At 37.6% G+C, this 15,189-nt stretch carries 14 protein-coding genes and 1 pseudogene; 9 read left to right on the forward strand and 6 right to left on the reverse strand.

Going from position 1 to position 15,189, the window contains the following annotated elements; genetic code table 11:
* Nucleotides 1-155 precede the first annotated feature (155 nt).
* The 4 genes from P3L47_RS00300 to P3L47_RS00315 all read left to right on the forward strand — a co-directional run bounded on the left by P3L47_RS00300 (nucleotide 156) and on the right by P3L47_RS00315 (nucleotide 3,298).
* Complete coding sequence (locus P3L47_RS00300) at nucleotides 156-1,136, forward strand: toprim domain-containing protein (RefSeq protein WP_122362273.1); 981 nt, start codon at nucleotides 156-158, stop codon at nucleotides 1,134-1,136.
* 156 nt (nucleotides 1,137-1,292) lie between these two features.
* Nucleotides 1,293-1,676: a MobC family plasmid mobilization relaxosome protein gene (locus P3L47_RS00305; RefSeq protein ID WP_122362274.1), complete on the forward strand. Its 384-nt coding sequence runs from the start codon at nucleotides 1,293-1,295 to the stop codon at nucleotides 1,674-1,676.
* Nucleotides 1,642-2,565, forward strand: coding sequence for a relaxase/mobilization nuclease domain-containing protein (locus P3L47_RS00310; protein WP_122362275.1), 924 nt, complete (start codon nucleotides 1,642-1,644; stop codon nucleotides 2,563-2,565). Before P3L47_RS00305 ends, P3L47_RS00310 begins: the two co-directional genes overlap by 35 nt.
* A gap of 4 nt (nucleotides 2,566-2,569) precedes the next feature.
* Nucleotides 2,570-3,298: a hypothetical protein gene (locus tag P3L47_RS00315; RefSeq protein WP_122362276.1), complete on the forward strand. Its 729-nt coding sequence runs from the start codon at nucleotides 2,570-2,572 to the stop codon at nucleotides 3,296-3,298.
* A 41-nt stretch (nucleotides 3,299-3,339) separates the two neighbouring features.
* On the opposite strand, the gene P3L47_RS00320 is transcribed toward P3L47_RS00315, so the two are convergent.
* The 3 genes from P3L47_RS00320 to P3L47_RS00330 all read right to left on the reverse strand — a co-directional run bounded on the left by P3L47_RS00320 (nucleotide 3,340) and on the right by P3L47_RS00330 (nucleotide 4,983).
* Nucleotides 3,340-3,672 carry a helix-turn-helix domain-containing protein gene (locus tag P3L47_RS00320; RefSeq protein ID WP_122362476.1) on the reverse strand — a complete coding sequence of 111 codons (333 nt, stop codon included), beginning with the start codon at nucleotides 3,670-3,672 and terminating at the stop codon, nucleotides 3,340-3,342.
* Between the two features lie 148 nt (nucleotides 3,673-3,820).
* Complete coding sequence (locus P3L47_RS00325; protein WP_122362277.1) at nucleotides 3,821-4,462, reverse strand: RteC domain-containing protein; 642 nt, start codon at nucleotides 4,460-4,462, stop codon at nucleotides 3,821-3,823.
* 29 nt (nucleotides 4,463-4,491) lie between these two features.
* Complete coding sequence (locus P3L47_RS00330; protein ID WP_122362278.1) at nucleotides 4,492-4,983, reverse strand: hypothetical protein; 492 nt, start codon at nucleotides 4,981-4,983, stop codon at nucleotides 4,492-4,494.
* A gap of 153 nt (nucleotides 4,984-5,136) precedes the next feature.
* Between P3L47_RS00330 and P3L47_RS00335 the strand changes: the two genes are divergently transcribed.
* The 5 genes and pseudogenes from P3L47_RS00335 to P3L47_RS00365 all read left to right on the forward strand — a co-directional run bounded on the left by P3L47_RS00335 (nucleotide 5,137) and on the right by P3L47_RS00365 (nucleotide 11,977).
* Nucleotides 5,137-5,943: a LuxR C-terminal-related transcriptional regulator gene (locus tag P3L47_RS00335; RefSeq protein ID WP_122362279.1), complete on the forward strand. Its 807-nt coding sequence runs from the start codon at nucleotides 5,137-5,139 to the stop codon at nucleotides 5,941-5,943.
* 67 nt (nucleotides 5,944-6,010) lie between these two features.
* Entirely contained in the window at nucleotides 6,011-7,387 is a 1,377-nt protein-coding gene (locus tag P3L47_RS00340; protein ID WP_277782373.1) for an AlbA family DNA-binding domain-containing protein, read from the forward strand.
* Nucleotides 7,388-7,442: 55 nt separating this feature from the next.
* Nucleotides 7,443-8,924 carry a DNA/RNA helicase domain-containing protein gene (locus P3L47_RS00345; RefSeq protein ID WP_122362281.1) on the forward strand — a complete coding sequence of 494 codons (1,482 nt, stop codon included), beginning with the start codon at nucleotides 7,443-7,445 and terminating at the stop codon, nucleotides 8,922-8,924.
* A gap of 566 nt (nucleotides 8,925-9,490) precedes the next feature.
* Nucleotides 9,491-10,171 (forward strand): annotated as a pseudogene (locus tag P3L47_RS00355) (ATP-binding protein); the annotation flags it as partial.
* An 897-nt stretch (nucleotides 10,172-11,068) separates the two neighbouring features.
* Nucleotides 11,069-11,977, forward strand: a complete 909-nt coding sequence (locus P3L47_RS00365) for a hypothetical protein (protein WP_147382999.1) — start codon at nucleotides 11,069-11,071, stop codon at nucleotides 11,975-11,977.
* A 288-nt stretch (nucleotides 11,978-12,265) separates the two neighbouring features.
* Here P3L47_RS00365 and P3L47_RS00370 read toward each other — a convergent pair whose 3' ends face one another.
* The 3 genes from P3L47_RS00370 to P3L47_RS00380 form a co-directional block, all read right to left on the reverse strand.
* A complete protein-coding gene (locus P3L47_RS00370; RefSeq protein WP_277782374.1) occupies nucleotides 12,266-12,865 on the reverse strand; it encodes a type 1 glutamine amidotransferase family protein in 600 nt (199 codons plus the stop codon).
* Between the two features lie 114 nt (nucleotides 12,866-12,979).
* Nucleotides 12,980-13,600, reverse strand: coding sequence for a CatB-related O-acetyltransferase (locus tag P3L47_RS00375; protein WP_277782375.1), 621 nt, complete (start codon nucleotides 13,598-13,600; stop codon nucleotides 12,980-12,982).
* Nucleotides 13,601-13,612: 12 nt separating this feature from the next.
* Nucleotides 13,613-14,905, reverse strand: coding sequence for an MATE family efflux transporter (locus P3L47_RS00380; RefSeq protein ID WP_277782376.1), 1,293 nt, complete (start codon nucleotides 14,903-14,905; stop codon nucleotides 13,613-13,615).
* Between the last annotated feature and the right edge of the window lie 284 nt (nucleotides 14,906-15,189).

Genomic DNA, 15,189 nt, shown 5'->3' on the forward strand with positions numbered 1-15,189 from the left:
TCTATCTTCTTTTTAAGAAATAACTTACTTATCTTACTGCATAAGAGATAATCCGCTGAAAGAAAAAGAATTATGCGCAGAAACATGGTCGTTTTTCTTCTTACTGACTTCTTACTGTGCTACTGCAATTTATCAACACCCAAAAAATAAAGATTATGACCTACAAGGAAGCCAACAATATCAGTATCAAGGATTACCTGAACTCTTTGGGAATCCAGCCCGTCACGGAAAAAGGAAGTTACGGGATGTACCGCAGCCCCTTACGGGAGGACAATACGCCAAGTTTCAAGGTGGATTATAACGCCAATCTATGGTGTGACTACGGAACTGGTGAGGGTGGGACGCTCATCGACCTTGTGATGAAGCGGAACGGGTGCAACGCCTACGGTGCTATCTGCCGGCTGGAACAGGGTGACACCACCTCTTTTTCCTTTCACGGGAAAGACCTGCCCGAAAGGGGAACGAAAAGGCAAGCTGCCAGCCCGATAGAGATACGCAGAATACAGTCGTTACAGAATCCGGCACTCATGCGCTACTTACAGGAAAGGGGGATTTCTCCCGGAACGGCATCCCCATACGTGCAGGAAATGTATTACCGCATCGCTGGCAAGCCTTATTTTGCACTGGCATTCAGGAATGATTCAGGAGGTTACGAGCTTCGCAATCCCCGTTTCAAGGGCAGCACATCGAAAGACATCACCCATATAAGGCAACAGGGAGAGCCGAGAGATACCTGTTTCGTGTTCGAGGGCTTTTGGGATTTCCTCTCGTTCCTCACTTTCCGGCAACAGAAAAGCCCGGATATGCCCTGTACCGACTGGCAGGACTACGTTATTCTGAACTCCACCGCCAACACGGATAAAGCCTTATATCCGTTGGCTGGTTACGGGCATATACATTGTATGCTTGACAATGACGAGGCAGGCAGGAAAGCGGTTGAAGCCATAAGGCAGGAATACAAATGGCGTGTACGTGACGTATCACACCTGTACAGCGGTCACAATGACCTGAACGACTATCTGCGTAGCCTTAAAGTGAAACAATCCCAAGACTTGACAGTTGCCGACAAGCCCCAGTTGGAGCAGGATAACAGACAAAATCCGGGTGAAAAAAGAAAAAAAGGGCTAAGGATGTGACCTGCAAGACTGGCGGCATGAACAGACGGCAGGCTATATGATTAGGGAGAGCAAGGTTATGTTTCGGTTTACCGAAACACCTTTCTTTGCTTGACAGCAAAGAAAATTTCTCCCGTTGGTCGCAATTTTTAAGATACCACCTAAAAGCAAAAACGTATGACAGAAATAAGGAACAAACCAGGAGGTCGCCCGGCAAAAAGCCGGATAGACAAGCAGAACCGAGTAGTCAGCACGAAGCTGACCGAGTTACAGTTCTACGCAATCAGGAAGCGAGCCACCGAAGCCGGGCTGCGTGTCAGCGAGTACGTCCGGCAGGCGGTTGTTTCGGCAGAGATGACGCCCCAGCTGAACAGGCAGGATGCGGACACCATCCGCAAACTGGCAGGCGAAGCCAACAACATCAACCAACTGGCACACCGGGCGAATGCCAGAGGTTTCGCACTGGTGGCGGTGGAACTGGTGAAACTCAAAAACAGGATTGTCGAAATCATAAACCAGTTGTCGGATGATTGGAAAAATAAAAAAGGGAAGCGGATTTAAAGGCTGCGTGAACTATGTACTCGGCAAGGAACGGGCTGCTTTGCTTCATGCGGAGGGAGTGTTGGCGGAAAGCAATCGGGACATCATACGCAGTTTCATACTGCAAGCCGGGATGAATCCCAGCCTGAAAAAGCCTGTCGGACATATTGCGCTAAACTATTCCCCGGTGGACGCACCCAAGCTGACAAACGGGAAAATGATACAGCTTGCGCAGGAGTACATGCGTGAAATGAAAATCACCGATACGCAGTACATCATCGTGCGCCACCAAGACTGGGAACATCCGCACGTGCATATCGTGTTCAACCGTATAGACAACAACGGCAAGACCATTTCGGACAGGAACGACATGTACCGCAACGAACAGGTATGCAAGAAGCTGAAAGCCAAACACGGGCTTTATTTTGCTAAAGGTAAGGAGCATGTAAAGCAGCACCGCTTGAGAGAACCGGACAAATCCAAATACGAGATTTACAACGCTGTAAAGAATGAAATCGGGAAGTCCAAGAACTGGCAGCAGTTACAAACCCGGCTGGCAGAAAAGGGTATCGGGATTCATTTCAAGTACAGGGGACAGACTGGCGAAGTGCAGGGCATATCCTTTTCCAAAGGTGAATACACGTTCAAAGGTTCGAAGATAGACCGCAGTTTCAGTTTCTCCAAACTGGACAAATGTTTCGAGGATGTAGGGCTGAACACTACCGGAAACAATAGACAGATAGTTTCCGCACCTGTTCAGGAGCCAGCGCAGACACCGGGCAAAGCCGACAGTCCGTTACTGGCAGGCTTGGGCGGTCTGTTCTCCGCTTCATCCTCTCTGGCTGATGATGCGCCCGACAATCCCGGTGAAAGAAAAAAGAGGAAAAAGAAACGACACTTAAAATTATAGGAACATGGAAGAAAATTTAATTTTGGAGGGGCTTCTCTCTATGGTTACGGAACTGAAAGAACGGCAGGAGAAGCAGGTCACGCCTGCCAGCCGGGAGGAAACGATTAACCGACTGGACGTTATCGAACAGCGCATTTCGGATATGCAAAGTAAATCCGGCATTCCTGAAAACACGGTGCAGGAGATTCTGAACCAAATCGGCAGTATCAGAAAAGGGCAGTCCGAGAACCAAAAACAAGACCTTGAAGATATTAAGGGGCTTATCGTGACCTCGCACCGATATTTCAAGGAGCGGTTAAAAGTATTATTCCCGGTTGATGATACAACACCGACCGGAGAAGTAACGCCCGTTTCATGGTACGGCAAACTGACATACCGAGTAACTCCCTATCTGAAACCTAAGTTCTTTCTTCTTTCAACAGGGTTTATTATCTGTATCACTTCGCTAATCCTGAATGTTCGTTTTACGGAACGGATGCAGCGGTTACAGGACAACGATATAAAATACCGCTATATCCTGATGAAAGGAAAAGCAGACGGCAGCAGCCTTGATTTGCTGGAAACGAAGTTCAGCCGGGAACGGGATAACGCTTTCATCCGAAGCCTGACCGATTCGGTGAAAGGCTTTGAATACCGTAGCAGGAAACAGGCGGAAGCGTTGGAACGGGCAAGGCTGTTGAACGAACAAGCCGAGCAGCTAAAGGAGCAAGCCAACAAGTTGGGCAAGCCATAAACCAAAGCAAAGCCGGAGCAGAACCGCCCCGGCTTTTTAATTCACTTCTTTTTCTTCGTGCAGTGTTCTTTCTCGAACTGGCGCATGGTGGTAACACTAAACCGCTCCTTGATGAACTCCCGGACATCGGAAGCCTTGTAATACACTTTTCCGCTGATTGTGAAGTATGGCAGCGCACCGATAGCCCGGTAGCGTTGCAGGGTCTTGATACTCACTTTGAACAACAGGCACAAGTCCTGATTATCCAGCAGGTTGTCATCTTCGGGCAGTACCCTGTCGGCATTGCGCAGTACCCGTACATCCTTGCAGAGTTCTTCCAGTTTGGCGTACAGCTTCTGCATCCATACGCTGAAATCGTCATTGTCTATATACATGATTGCTTCATTTTTCCGATTATACATTATGGTTTGTCAATCGATTGATGAAGCAAAGTTCAGAAAACGAGAGCAAAGAAAATAAGGGAATGGTACATCCACTCCCCTATAAATCATCCACATCTAATTGATTATCAAATAAAAATATTTAAAAATAATCGTATCCATTATCTTTACTCTTTTTGATAATAGCAGATTTCAGCCTATCTAAAAAGTCTGTAATTTTAGTAGGTTTTCGTTTAATAACTGCAATTTCCTTTTTGTATATATCACCAAAATTTATATTAAACATTTTCTTAAAAATACGTGATATATCACTTAGAAAAACATCCTTGTTATCAATGCGAATAATACCATCTTTGATATAGAAAATGCCACAAACTAATTCCATTATATCTATAATTTTAATTACCTCACTGTTTAAATAAAAGGGAGATTTCCAATCTGATTCAATGTTAATGAAAAATTTGGGGTATTCCATTTGCCGATAGATTAGTTCTTGCTCCATATTTATTAAAGATAACAGTTTGTCAAGATATATAATTTTTAACTTACTATTTTCCGTAGGTGAAGTTTCTTCTAAAGCCTTAATTGTTCCAAAATCTATATAACTCATATTTAATTGCCTAATACGTGTTTTGTTATCATTTTCTTTATTAAGGTAATCGAATAATTCTTCTACAAATTCAAGATATGCAGCAGTAATAGCTTCTATCTCAGATTTTTCCTTTTGGCAAGGGTGTTTTAATAACTTATATATCTGTTTTTCTGCTAAATTCCAGTTTGCCATAATTAACTTAAGTAGCTATCGTGAGCATTTTATAAGTTCTTTGCAATTTTCTGCCATTTCTTTTGTCTGTGTTTATAAAATTTAAGAGTCCACCAAGCAACAAGTGGGGTTAGATAACCAGCATACAATTCAACACTATCGGTATATCTTGTAACATTTTCGGTAATCTTTTCCATTTGAATATAATGATTCCATATAGTTACTCTTTTATTATACTCATTTGAAACTATTTCTCTTGCTTCTTTATCTATCTTAATTATGTTTATTGTATGTTTTCCAATAGAAATAAATCGATGAAGAAACATCTTAAAATAAAATGTTTCCCCCTCTTTCCAAACAGGAGGAATATTGCCATAAGATATAAAACTTGCTTTGGGTTTACAAATATCCCTTAGCGTTTCAATATCTTGAATCTTGCGCCAAATATTTTCAATGTCAGTTTCAAATACTGACGTCACTACAACTTTGCGCCCCATAACTCTTTTACCTCTCCGTGTCACTAAACAAATCTTTTTTATCATACAAGAATAATTAAAACATTAAACATCTATTTATCTTACACTTATGCTCTTTTTATTAACTTTGTGCAAAGTTAGATGTAAGATACTCTAAAGACAATAGTCATTTATAATGAGATGTAACCTAACTATTTAACAATAAACGTCATAGCAAGCATGATAATTAGTGAAATAGAAAAGAAAGTCATAAATATACTGCCAACATCAAGCATAGAGTTTGATGAAATTGATTATTCCATTCTTGAAAAGAGGAAAAATGACTGGATTAAACTTTCAGAAGTTACACATAGTATCGTATTGGTATTTGATTGCTACACTAATAAATTCATTTTTGTTTCTGATAATATTCCCAAACTATATGGACTTGACTCCCGTAGGTTGTTTATTCACGGACACCAGCCGGTTACTGAGGTTATACATCCGGACGATATAGATTATGGGTTACTTGTAAGAAAAAAAATCTATTCGATATTGCGTTCATTCTCCAATGAAGAAAAAAAGAGCTACAAAGCCATTCATGAAATGAGGATAAGAAATATACGGGGTGAATATATACGCATAATAGAGCAAGAACAAGTTCTTGAGTTAGATAAATCAGGAAATATTTGGCTTATGCTATCGGTTATTGATGTTGATGCAAGCCATGAATCGGAAATTATTAAAAGCCACCTATATAACTTTAAAACTGGAGAACAGATATTTATAGATTTATCTGATACACTGGATGAACCTTTGACAAACCGGGAATTAGAAGTTTTACGATTTATGAAGAAAGGCTTATTAAGTAAAGAGATAGCAGAAACATTGAAAGTTAGTATCAATACAGTGAATAGTCATAGACAGAATATATTACAAAAATTAAAAGCTAACAATTCGATTGAAGCTGTCAACTTCGCTCAAAGACTGGGTTTGTTCAATAAATGCAGTATTGATAAAAGCGAAAAGAGGAATGTTTTGCCATAAATAAAATGAAACTAACAACTTACAATCGTAACAAATAACTATTTTTGTGGCACTATTATAAAAGTTCATGTTAAACACAGAAAACATACAATCACTCATTGATAGTGGAGAAGGCTACAATGTGGAATTTAAGGTTCGTGTTCCTTCAAAGGTTCGTGAACTGACAGAAGAAATATGTGCTTTTGCCAATGCAGACGGAGGATATTTGCTTATTGGAGTAGATGATAACGGACAAGTGGTAGATACTAACTTAGAAAACGATAAGCGTTCTGCCATTCAAGGTTCTATCAGCGAAATATCTCCTGCACTCCACTGTGAATTGTATTCCATAAATATTGGAGATAAAACTGTTTGGGTGATTGATGTTCCGTCCGGCAAGGATAAACCTTATATATTTTCCGGTTCTATCTATGTGCGTGAGGGGGCAAACTCACAGAAACTTCGCACAGCCGAAGAAATGCGCAGCTTCTTTCAGGAGTGTAACAAAATCTTTTTTGACCATATACCCTGCCATTGGTTCAATATTTACACGGATGCAGACGAACAAATGATTAAAGACTTTCGAACAGAAGCAAAACTAAGCCCGTCCACACCCGACAAACAAATCTTTGAAAACTTGGAATTGTTTACCGAAAATGGTACGGCAAAAAACGGTGCAGCAATGTTCTTCGGCAAACAACCTGAACGAAAGTTTCCACACGCTGTTACAAGATGTGTTCTTTTCAAGGGAACGAATAAAGTCTATATTATAGATGACAAAACTTTCGGAGGTTCATTGTACCAACAGTATTTACAGGCTATGTCTTGGCTGGAAAGCAAACTGCAAGTAGCTTATAAAATAGAGGGAACAGGACCAAGAGAGGAAATTTGGGAAATCCCTCTGACCGTATTTAAAGAAGCTATTATAAACGCCCTGTCGCACCGTGATTACTACGAACAAGGCGCAAGCATTATGATAGAAATGTTTGAAGACCGGGTAGAGATTTCCAATCCCGGAGGACTTTTACCTGTTGTAGCTAAAGACTTTGGACACAAAAGCATGACACGTAATCCACTAATATTCGGATTATTTACCCGTATGCACTTGGTAGAAAGAGTTGCATCCGGTATTCCACGTATGCAAGAAGCTATGAGAGAAGCAAATCTTCCTGAACCGGAATTTCATACGGACGGGATGTTTACGGTTATATTCAAAAGAGGTATCAGTATCAAGAATGATACTGTAAATGATACTGTAAATGATACTGTAAACTCAAAAGAACAAGAAGTGCTAAATATCATCAAGCAATATCCGGGACTTAATTCGTCTAAGATTGCAGGATTAATAGGCAAAAGTGTTCCGACTGCTAAACGCTACTTAAATTCTTTGGTTAGATTAGATTTGATAGAGTTTAGAGGGGCACAGAAAAATGGAGGATATTATTGGAATAGCCAAAAGAGATAAAACACCAAGTAAAAATTATCATCATATTTAAAATTAGTATTTACAAATTTGCCCTATGAAAAGTGTCAATATTCTATCTATCATAGAAGCTTATCGAAAACTAAGTAATACACTATTCCAAAAACTTATGAATAGTTACGGAATAATCAGTGGAATAAAAGATTACGAGCTTAATGGTATAGAGTCTTTTGTGAATGAATTATTAAAAATAAAAAATAACATCACCATTGTTAACAACTATTATTTAGGATATTCAATACCACAAATTGGAAAAGAATTTGATTTACTTAGATTTGGTGATAATTATATTATCAACATAGAAATAAAAACGGAGAGTTCAATAGACAAGATATTCAAACAACAGCAAAAGAATAGATACTACCTCGAGTTCTTGGATAAGGAAGTTTATATCTATACCTATATTTTAAATGAAAATAAGCTTTATAAACTCATAATAAAAGATAGTAATAATGAAATAAAAGAAGCGACTTTTAATGAGTTGTGCAACAAGCTGTTTCTTCAAGAAGTAGTAACATTCAACAATATTGATGATTTATTTAATCCATCCGACTATTTAGTTTCTCCTTTCAATTCTCCTGAAAAATTTATGGCAGAAGGATATTTTCTTACAGTCCAACAAGAACAAATATATAATGAAATCCGAACAAAGTTATCTGACGCAACAACAAAATTCATAGCTTTAACAGGTAGTGCAGGAACAGGCAAAACATTATTGACTTATCATATAGCTAAAGAAAGTATTCGGAAAGGCGAAAAAGTACTTATTTTACATTGTGCTCCACTAAATAGTGGTCACAAAATCTTAATGGAAGAATATGGTTGGAGCATACATATGCCTAAATATGCTCCGAATACGACAGATTTTGACTTAATTATAATTGACGAAGCCCAACGAATGTATCCATATCAATTTGATAAATATATAGAGGAAGTACGCACTTTCAATAAAAAATGCATATTCTCATACGATGAAAACCAATACTTGCGTGATAATGAGAAAAATTACCATACCAAAGAAAGGATTGAAAAAGAATTATCATGTACCCCCTATAAGCTAACAGATAAAATTAGAACAAATAAAGAAATTGCATATTTTATAAAACAACTTTTCAATCTCAAAAAGAATATATCCAACATAGACTATCCCAACATTGAACTTACATATTGCAAAAATTATTTTTCTGCAAAATCATTGCTGCAAGAATTATCGAAGAAAAACTGGAAAGTACCTAATTACACACCGGGAACGCGCTCAACCTTCCATTATGAAGCATACTTATCCGGTGATACAGAAAGCGCACATTCTGTAGTTGGTCAAGAGTTCGACAACGTTGTGATAGTCATAGATGACTCTTTTAAATATAATTCTCAAGGAGATTTAATTGCTGATAATACTTATTATTCGCAAAAACAAATGTTATATCAAATAATCACTAGGACAAGAAAAAAACTGCATATTGTAATAATTGACAATGAAGTCATGTTAGATAGATGTATAGATATTCTAAATAAATAATTTCATCGACTTACTAACAAAAATCTAAATTAAAGAATTTAATATCAGAAAATGTACTATCTTCGCATTCAGAAATCGTACCCAAGATACAAACTTGTGTTGAACGGTGCAAAGCTGTGAAAACCTTATTCAAGGGACTTACATCGTAGCAAAGATATAACTTACTGAGAGATAGTGCCATATCAAACCGTTTCCGGTTGCTGGTGGCACCACTAAAAATCAAGCAGTTACATTTATTTGTAACTGTTTTTTTTATGTCTTTTCGATGGTTTTTACTTCAAAATCCTGTTACTTTCTGTGTTTCGAGTGCTTTGTTTAAACCATGAGTACAACTGCAAATGTCGTATGTTACAAATCCGAAGTATTGAAAAACAAAGAAAGCCATTTAAGAAACGCACAGGCTACATGCTTTCTGTCAAACAAGTTCATAACTCGCTTATAAGGTTCAACAAACATCTGAATATCTATTTTCCCGATATTGATACAGCATGGCTACGCAAATACGAAACATGACTACATTCAAACAATATCAAAGAAAATACTATTGGAATACGTTTCAGAACACTAAGAACTATTTACAAGCTATGTCTTGGCTGGAAAGTAAATTGCAAGTAGCCTATAAAATAGAAGGCACAGGACCCAGAGAGGAAATTTGGGAAATACCTCTAACCGTATTTAAAGAGGCCATTATAAACGCCCTATCACACCGTGACTACTATGAACAAGGCGCAAACATTATGATAGAAATGTTTGACGACCGGGTAGAGATTTCCAATCCCGGAGGACTTCTGCCCGTTGTGGCTAAAGATTTCGGACATAAAAGTATGACACGTAACCCGCTAATCTTCGGTTTATTTACCCGTATGCACTTGGTTGAAAGGGTTGCATCCGGCATTCCTCGTATGCAAGAGGCTATGAGGGAGGCGAATCTACCTGAACCAAAATTTCACACGGAGGGAATGTTTACAGCAGTGTTCAAACGTCAAATCTCCAACTCTGCCAACTATGACACAGTAAATGGCAGAGTAAATGACATAGTAAATAATGCTATAAATGAGAATGAACAAGCTGTAATCAATTTACTGATAGTAACTCCCGGCTTAAATGCTTCCGAAATAGCAAATCATATAGGCAAAAGTGTAAGAACAACAATGCGATATATTAAATCCTTACAAGAAAAAGGTATAGTAGAATTTAGAGGTGCACCCAAAACAGGAGGATATTATACCGTATTATTATCACTTTAATAACTGCAACTGATTCAAGATAGATTAACATAGACTTCTGTAGGATTAGTAAACCATGATTCAGCAATAGTACAAGAGAGCAACAGCTCTGCTTCTTTATCATTTAATGGATATTTATCAATTAAATTAGCTATGTCACTTTTATTATAGACATAAATATATGTTTTCCTGATATTGATATTGCATGGCTATGCAAATACGAAACATGGCTACGTTCAAACAATATCAAAGATTCCAGACGCAAAACAAGTAAGTTGATAAAACTGCCATTACAGCCGAAAGCCATTTAACTGATCCAGAAATACGCTGATCCGGATAATCCTTACCTATTCCCTATCCTGTCTACCTTCCATAAAACGGAACAACTGCAACGGAACAGGATTCACAAGGCAATCACTAAAGTGAATGAGCGTTTGAAAGCTATTGGCAAAGAGTTTAACTTGCCCATTGAATTGACAACATACGTTGCAAGGTACAGTTTCGCCACTACCTACTAATGTAAGATATAAAAAATCGATGTTTAATATTTTACTTGTAACGATAGGAATACTAAACACTTTTCGTACATTTGCAGCAATCTCATATGCCTAAAGCGATAGGATGACATGAGAGGACATACGTTTAACGAAAGGTGTTATTGAAATTATCTTCTATTTCTCAAATTCTCGCAAAATTTGAAATGTACTATGAAGGTGATAGCAATAGCACCCGCATCATTTGTATTAAACTTACCTGAGAGGGTAAATTATATACGAAACTGGTGTGGGTTGCTGTTGTTTTATCCATAGTACAAGGCAATGCGAGAAGCCGGAGAAATAGGATAAAGCAAATACAGTTCCCACACCTTTTATTTTATAATCCAACCGGAGGGAGCAGGGAGGGGGAAATTTAATTGCTATGATTAGAAAATTACTTTTTATGCTTATTGCTGCATGTACTTTGTTCAGTTGTGGAGGTGATGATCCTGTAACTGATGATCCGATTAAACCGGAACAACCAGATAAACCAGACATTCAAACTAAACGGATAAAGTCAATGACTGTTTATTATCCAGGTAAAGATTATCTAACAGAGCAGACATTATCGTATGATGATAAAGACAGAATCAACAAGATTGAAACCTATATAAGTGATAGGTATCGTGATAATTTTATTACTTCAATCAGTTATGATAATAATCAGATAACAAGTATTACTAAAAATCATTGTAAACATTCAAACCCAACAGATTTGAATTGTGACTATGGAGGACTTTCTTGTTCTTATAATATACAAAGTACAATGAATAATCAAGGATTCATTTTAGATGTTACATATTTTTACAAAGACATAACCAATAATGAACAAGATCAGGCTGATAAAGGTAAATTTAATTATAAAGATGGATATTTAGATTACTCTGATTTTAATGGTGATAATGTCAAATACATTTATGCGAATAATAATCTAATTAGCTTCATTTATAATTATTCTGATGGTAATAGTGAAACTAATTATATTTCATATACAAAATATGAGAACAAATTAGGAATTTCACCTCTTTTTCTGACAGAAGATTATCGTTTCATAGATATGGATATAGAATCAGATTATTATACGTTCGGGCTTTTCTTTGCTTATTATAGTGGATGGTATGGAAAGACTTCTAAATATTTAGAGGAAAAAGTAGGAAGTTGCCGCTTTGAATATGAGCTTGACAAAGATGGTTATCCTGTAAAGATTATCAGTAAAGATTTTGATGAGGATGGTCAATATGACGAAAATAGTGATGAATCATTTACAGTCAATATTATATATCAGGAATAACAAAATAGGATACGTTTTATTCTAATTCGTACGTTGCTTTCTTCATTTATATGGTATAATATTATAACAGAAATAATTAACTAATTTATTAATCAAACATCTGTTTAAACCAGACAAAGGATAATGAGAAAATAACAAAGGACTGAAAATCCTTGTGTCCCCGTTCAATTCCTTGTGGTACCACATAAAAAAACAGTTATCTTTTAGATAACTGTTTTTTTATGTCTTTACAGTGTTTTTATCTTAAAATCGGATCATACCGAAATCCAGAGGGATTGCTAGACTTTATTACTTAGGGCTAAGGCCATTGATGTAATACTGATAACTTTCCTCTATAATATCCGGTGTATCGGCATCCAAAGCGTACAGTATTTCCCGACAAAAGTCCAATGGCGCTGTTCCGTTGGCGGTAACAATGTTCACATCTCTTACTGCCTGTTTGTTGATATAATTAGCTTCGCCTGCATATTTATCTCCGGCATATTGCTTGATATATTCAAGTCCGTTGCTCGTGTGCTTCACATTATTGAGGAAGCCATGAGCTCCGAGAAAAACCGAAGCATTGCATATTCCGGCAACCAGCTTCTTGTCTGCGATTGCTTTCTCTATCAATGGAACAATCTGCCCAGCTTCAGGCGAGAACCAACTCATTCCACCAACCAACACCAATCCTGCATAATCTTCCGGCATATCATTAATTCCATAATCCGGCAAAACCTTGAAACCGCCTATGGAACAAACCGGGTCTTTGCTTATGGACAAAGTCTTAACATTGTATTTAATAGGATTCCCGGGCTTAACCCCAATATTCAAGCAGGTGGAGATATAGGCTCCTTCCCAATCTGCAAAATTATTTAGCAGAATAAAAATTACTTCTTTCTTGTTCATTCTATTTTATATAATATTTGTACAACTTCGGTTTTATAACCATTACATACGTTTCTTTGTCCTTATTCTCTTTATTTTACGCATACAAAGATAAGTGTTTATAATGGATGTCACTCATGTTAATGTGGTAGGCAATGCCTTTATTAGCCCCGGCAGACAACTCCGGATCTTACTGACAGGCCAATTCCACCATTCCAACTTCAGTAATCGTTCTATTACATCAGCATCAAAACGTTTGCGAATTTCCCTGGCAGGAACTCCGCCTACAATAGTATAAGGAGGTACATCTTTAGTTACAACAGCACGCGTTCCGATAATTGCCCCGTCACCAATATGTACTCCCGCCATAATCACAGCTTCATAACCGATCCACACATCGTTACCAATCACAATATCTCCTTTATTATCCCATGCGGAGGTTATGTCAGCCTTGTCTAATTCCCATTCCTCATAAAACAACGGAAAAGTATACGTTGATAATGATTTCAATGCGTGATTAGCGCAATTAAATAAGAACTTCACACCACAAGCGATAGAACAGAATTTACCGATCACCAACTTCTCCTGATGGATGGGATAATGATAGAGCACATTGTTCTTTTCAAAAAATAACGGATCGGAAACAAAATCATTATAAATTGTATAATCACCAATCTCTATTTGCGGATCTTTTACTACGGCATTCAAATACACCGTCTGTTTATCTCCCGCACGCGGATATATTTTCGTCATCATAACTTTCTGATATTAATAATGTTTTCTTTTCAAATAAATAATGGATTGGACTGCCAATAGAATCACAAAAAGATATTCTGCAGTCAAATAGATAGCTAAAGAAGCATTTGTACAATGGCTTAACCAATAAAGATAAATCAGGTAAATAACAGTTGTCGTCACCTGAAATATAAATGTAATTATTGTCTTACCGGTTCCTCCAACAGCATTTAGATATACATAACCAGGTAGAGCAAAGGTATAATTCAACAACATTACTACAAAAGGTGTAAACGCTAATTCCACCAATTGTCGGTTATCCGTATAAAAACCTATAATCCATTGATTACACAACAAGGCAACTCCAACCAACGGTAAACCGATAGCATATCCCAATTTGAGTATCTTCCGGCAGATAGGAAAAGCGGTATTTCTATCTCCGGCTCCTATCATATTACTGACCAGCGATCCGGTAGTAACAGCAAAAGAATTTGCTATGACAAAAAATATGGCAGATACACTTCTGGTAATATTAGAAATAGCCAATTCCATCTCTCCCAGATGCTCTATAGCGATAAAAAACAAAAACCACGGAGCCACGCTGATAAAAGCATGCAACATACTCCATACCGACAATTTCAACACAGCAACAAGTACCCGTCCATCATAGACAAACTTCAATCCATACTTCTGCTTATCTATTTTCTTCCACATATAGATACAAAGTATGACAAAAGACCCCATCTCAGCCAACGATGAAGCTATTGCCGCACCGGAAATACCTAATCCCCAAACAAATATCAGCAAGTAATTGAAAGGTATATTGATCAAAACAGCCACCATAGCAGCCCATGACAATGCTTTGGTCAGTGTTATCCCGACAAAGAAAGAGCGGATTGCCAGGAAAGGAAACGAGAATAACAGTCCGAAACTACGCCAATCCAGATACCGAATCACTGCCTGATAAATTTCCGGAGAAGAAATCAATCGTTCCAAGAGACACGGAGATACAATACGAAGTAACAAACAAAGAAGGATAGCCAATCCTGAAAGGAAATAGATTCCCTGAATAAATGTTTTTCCTGTTTCTTTATATCTCTGCTCTCCATTTCTTCGGGCCAGCATCACCTGCAACCCGATACTAAACCCAAACCCCAGCATATAAACTGCCAGATAGTAGATCCCCGCAATAGCCGATGCTCCCAACTCTATTTCTCCGACATGCCCTAAAAAGACCGCATCGGTAATATTAATTAATTGTTCCATTAAAATGCTCATCATCACCGGAAAATTGATGAGCCATATCTGTTTATATGTATAATTCATTGCTCAACTGTAATAACACGTTACAGCACACTGTATTCAAAACAGTCCGCCATTCCTCAAATTCATAAATAAAAGGGAATAAAACTCTGTGGCAAATAAAATCATATTATTTGTCAAATAGCTGAATAGCTTTATTGAAGAAGGCTATTCGTTGAGCGTAGCTATATACAGAGCTGATTTTTCATTGTTGAACAATCTTTGTTTTTGGGTTCTTCTTTCTACAAATGTAGAATAATTAAATCAAATTAGTTATGTTTGCAAAGCTAAATAAAACAACTGTAATA

Source organism: Parabacteroides chongii (genome assembly GCF_029581355.1).
In the GTDB taxonomy this organism is placed as follows: Bacteria; Bacteroidota; Bacteroidia; order Bacteroidales; family Tannerellaceae; genus Parabacteroides; species Parabacteroides chongii.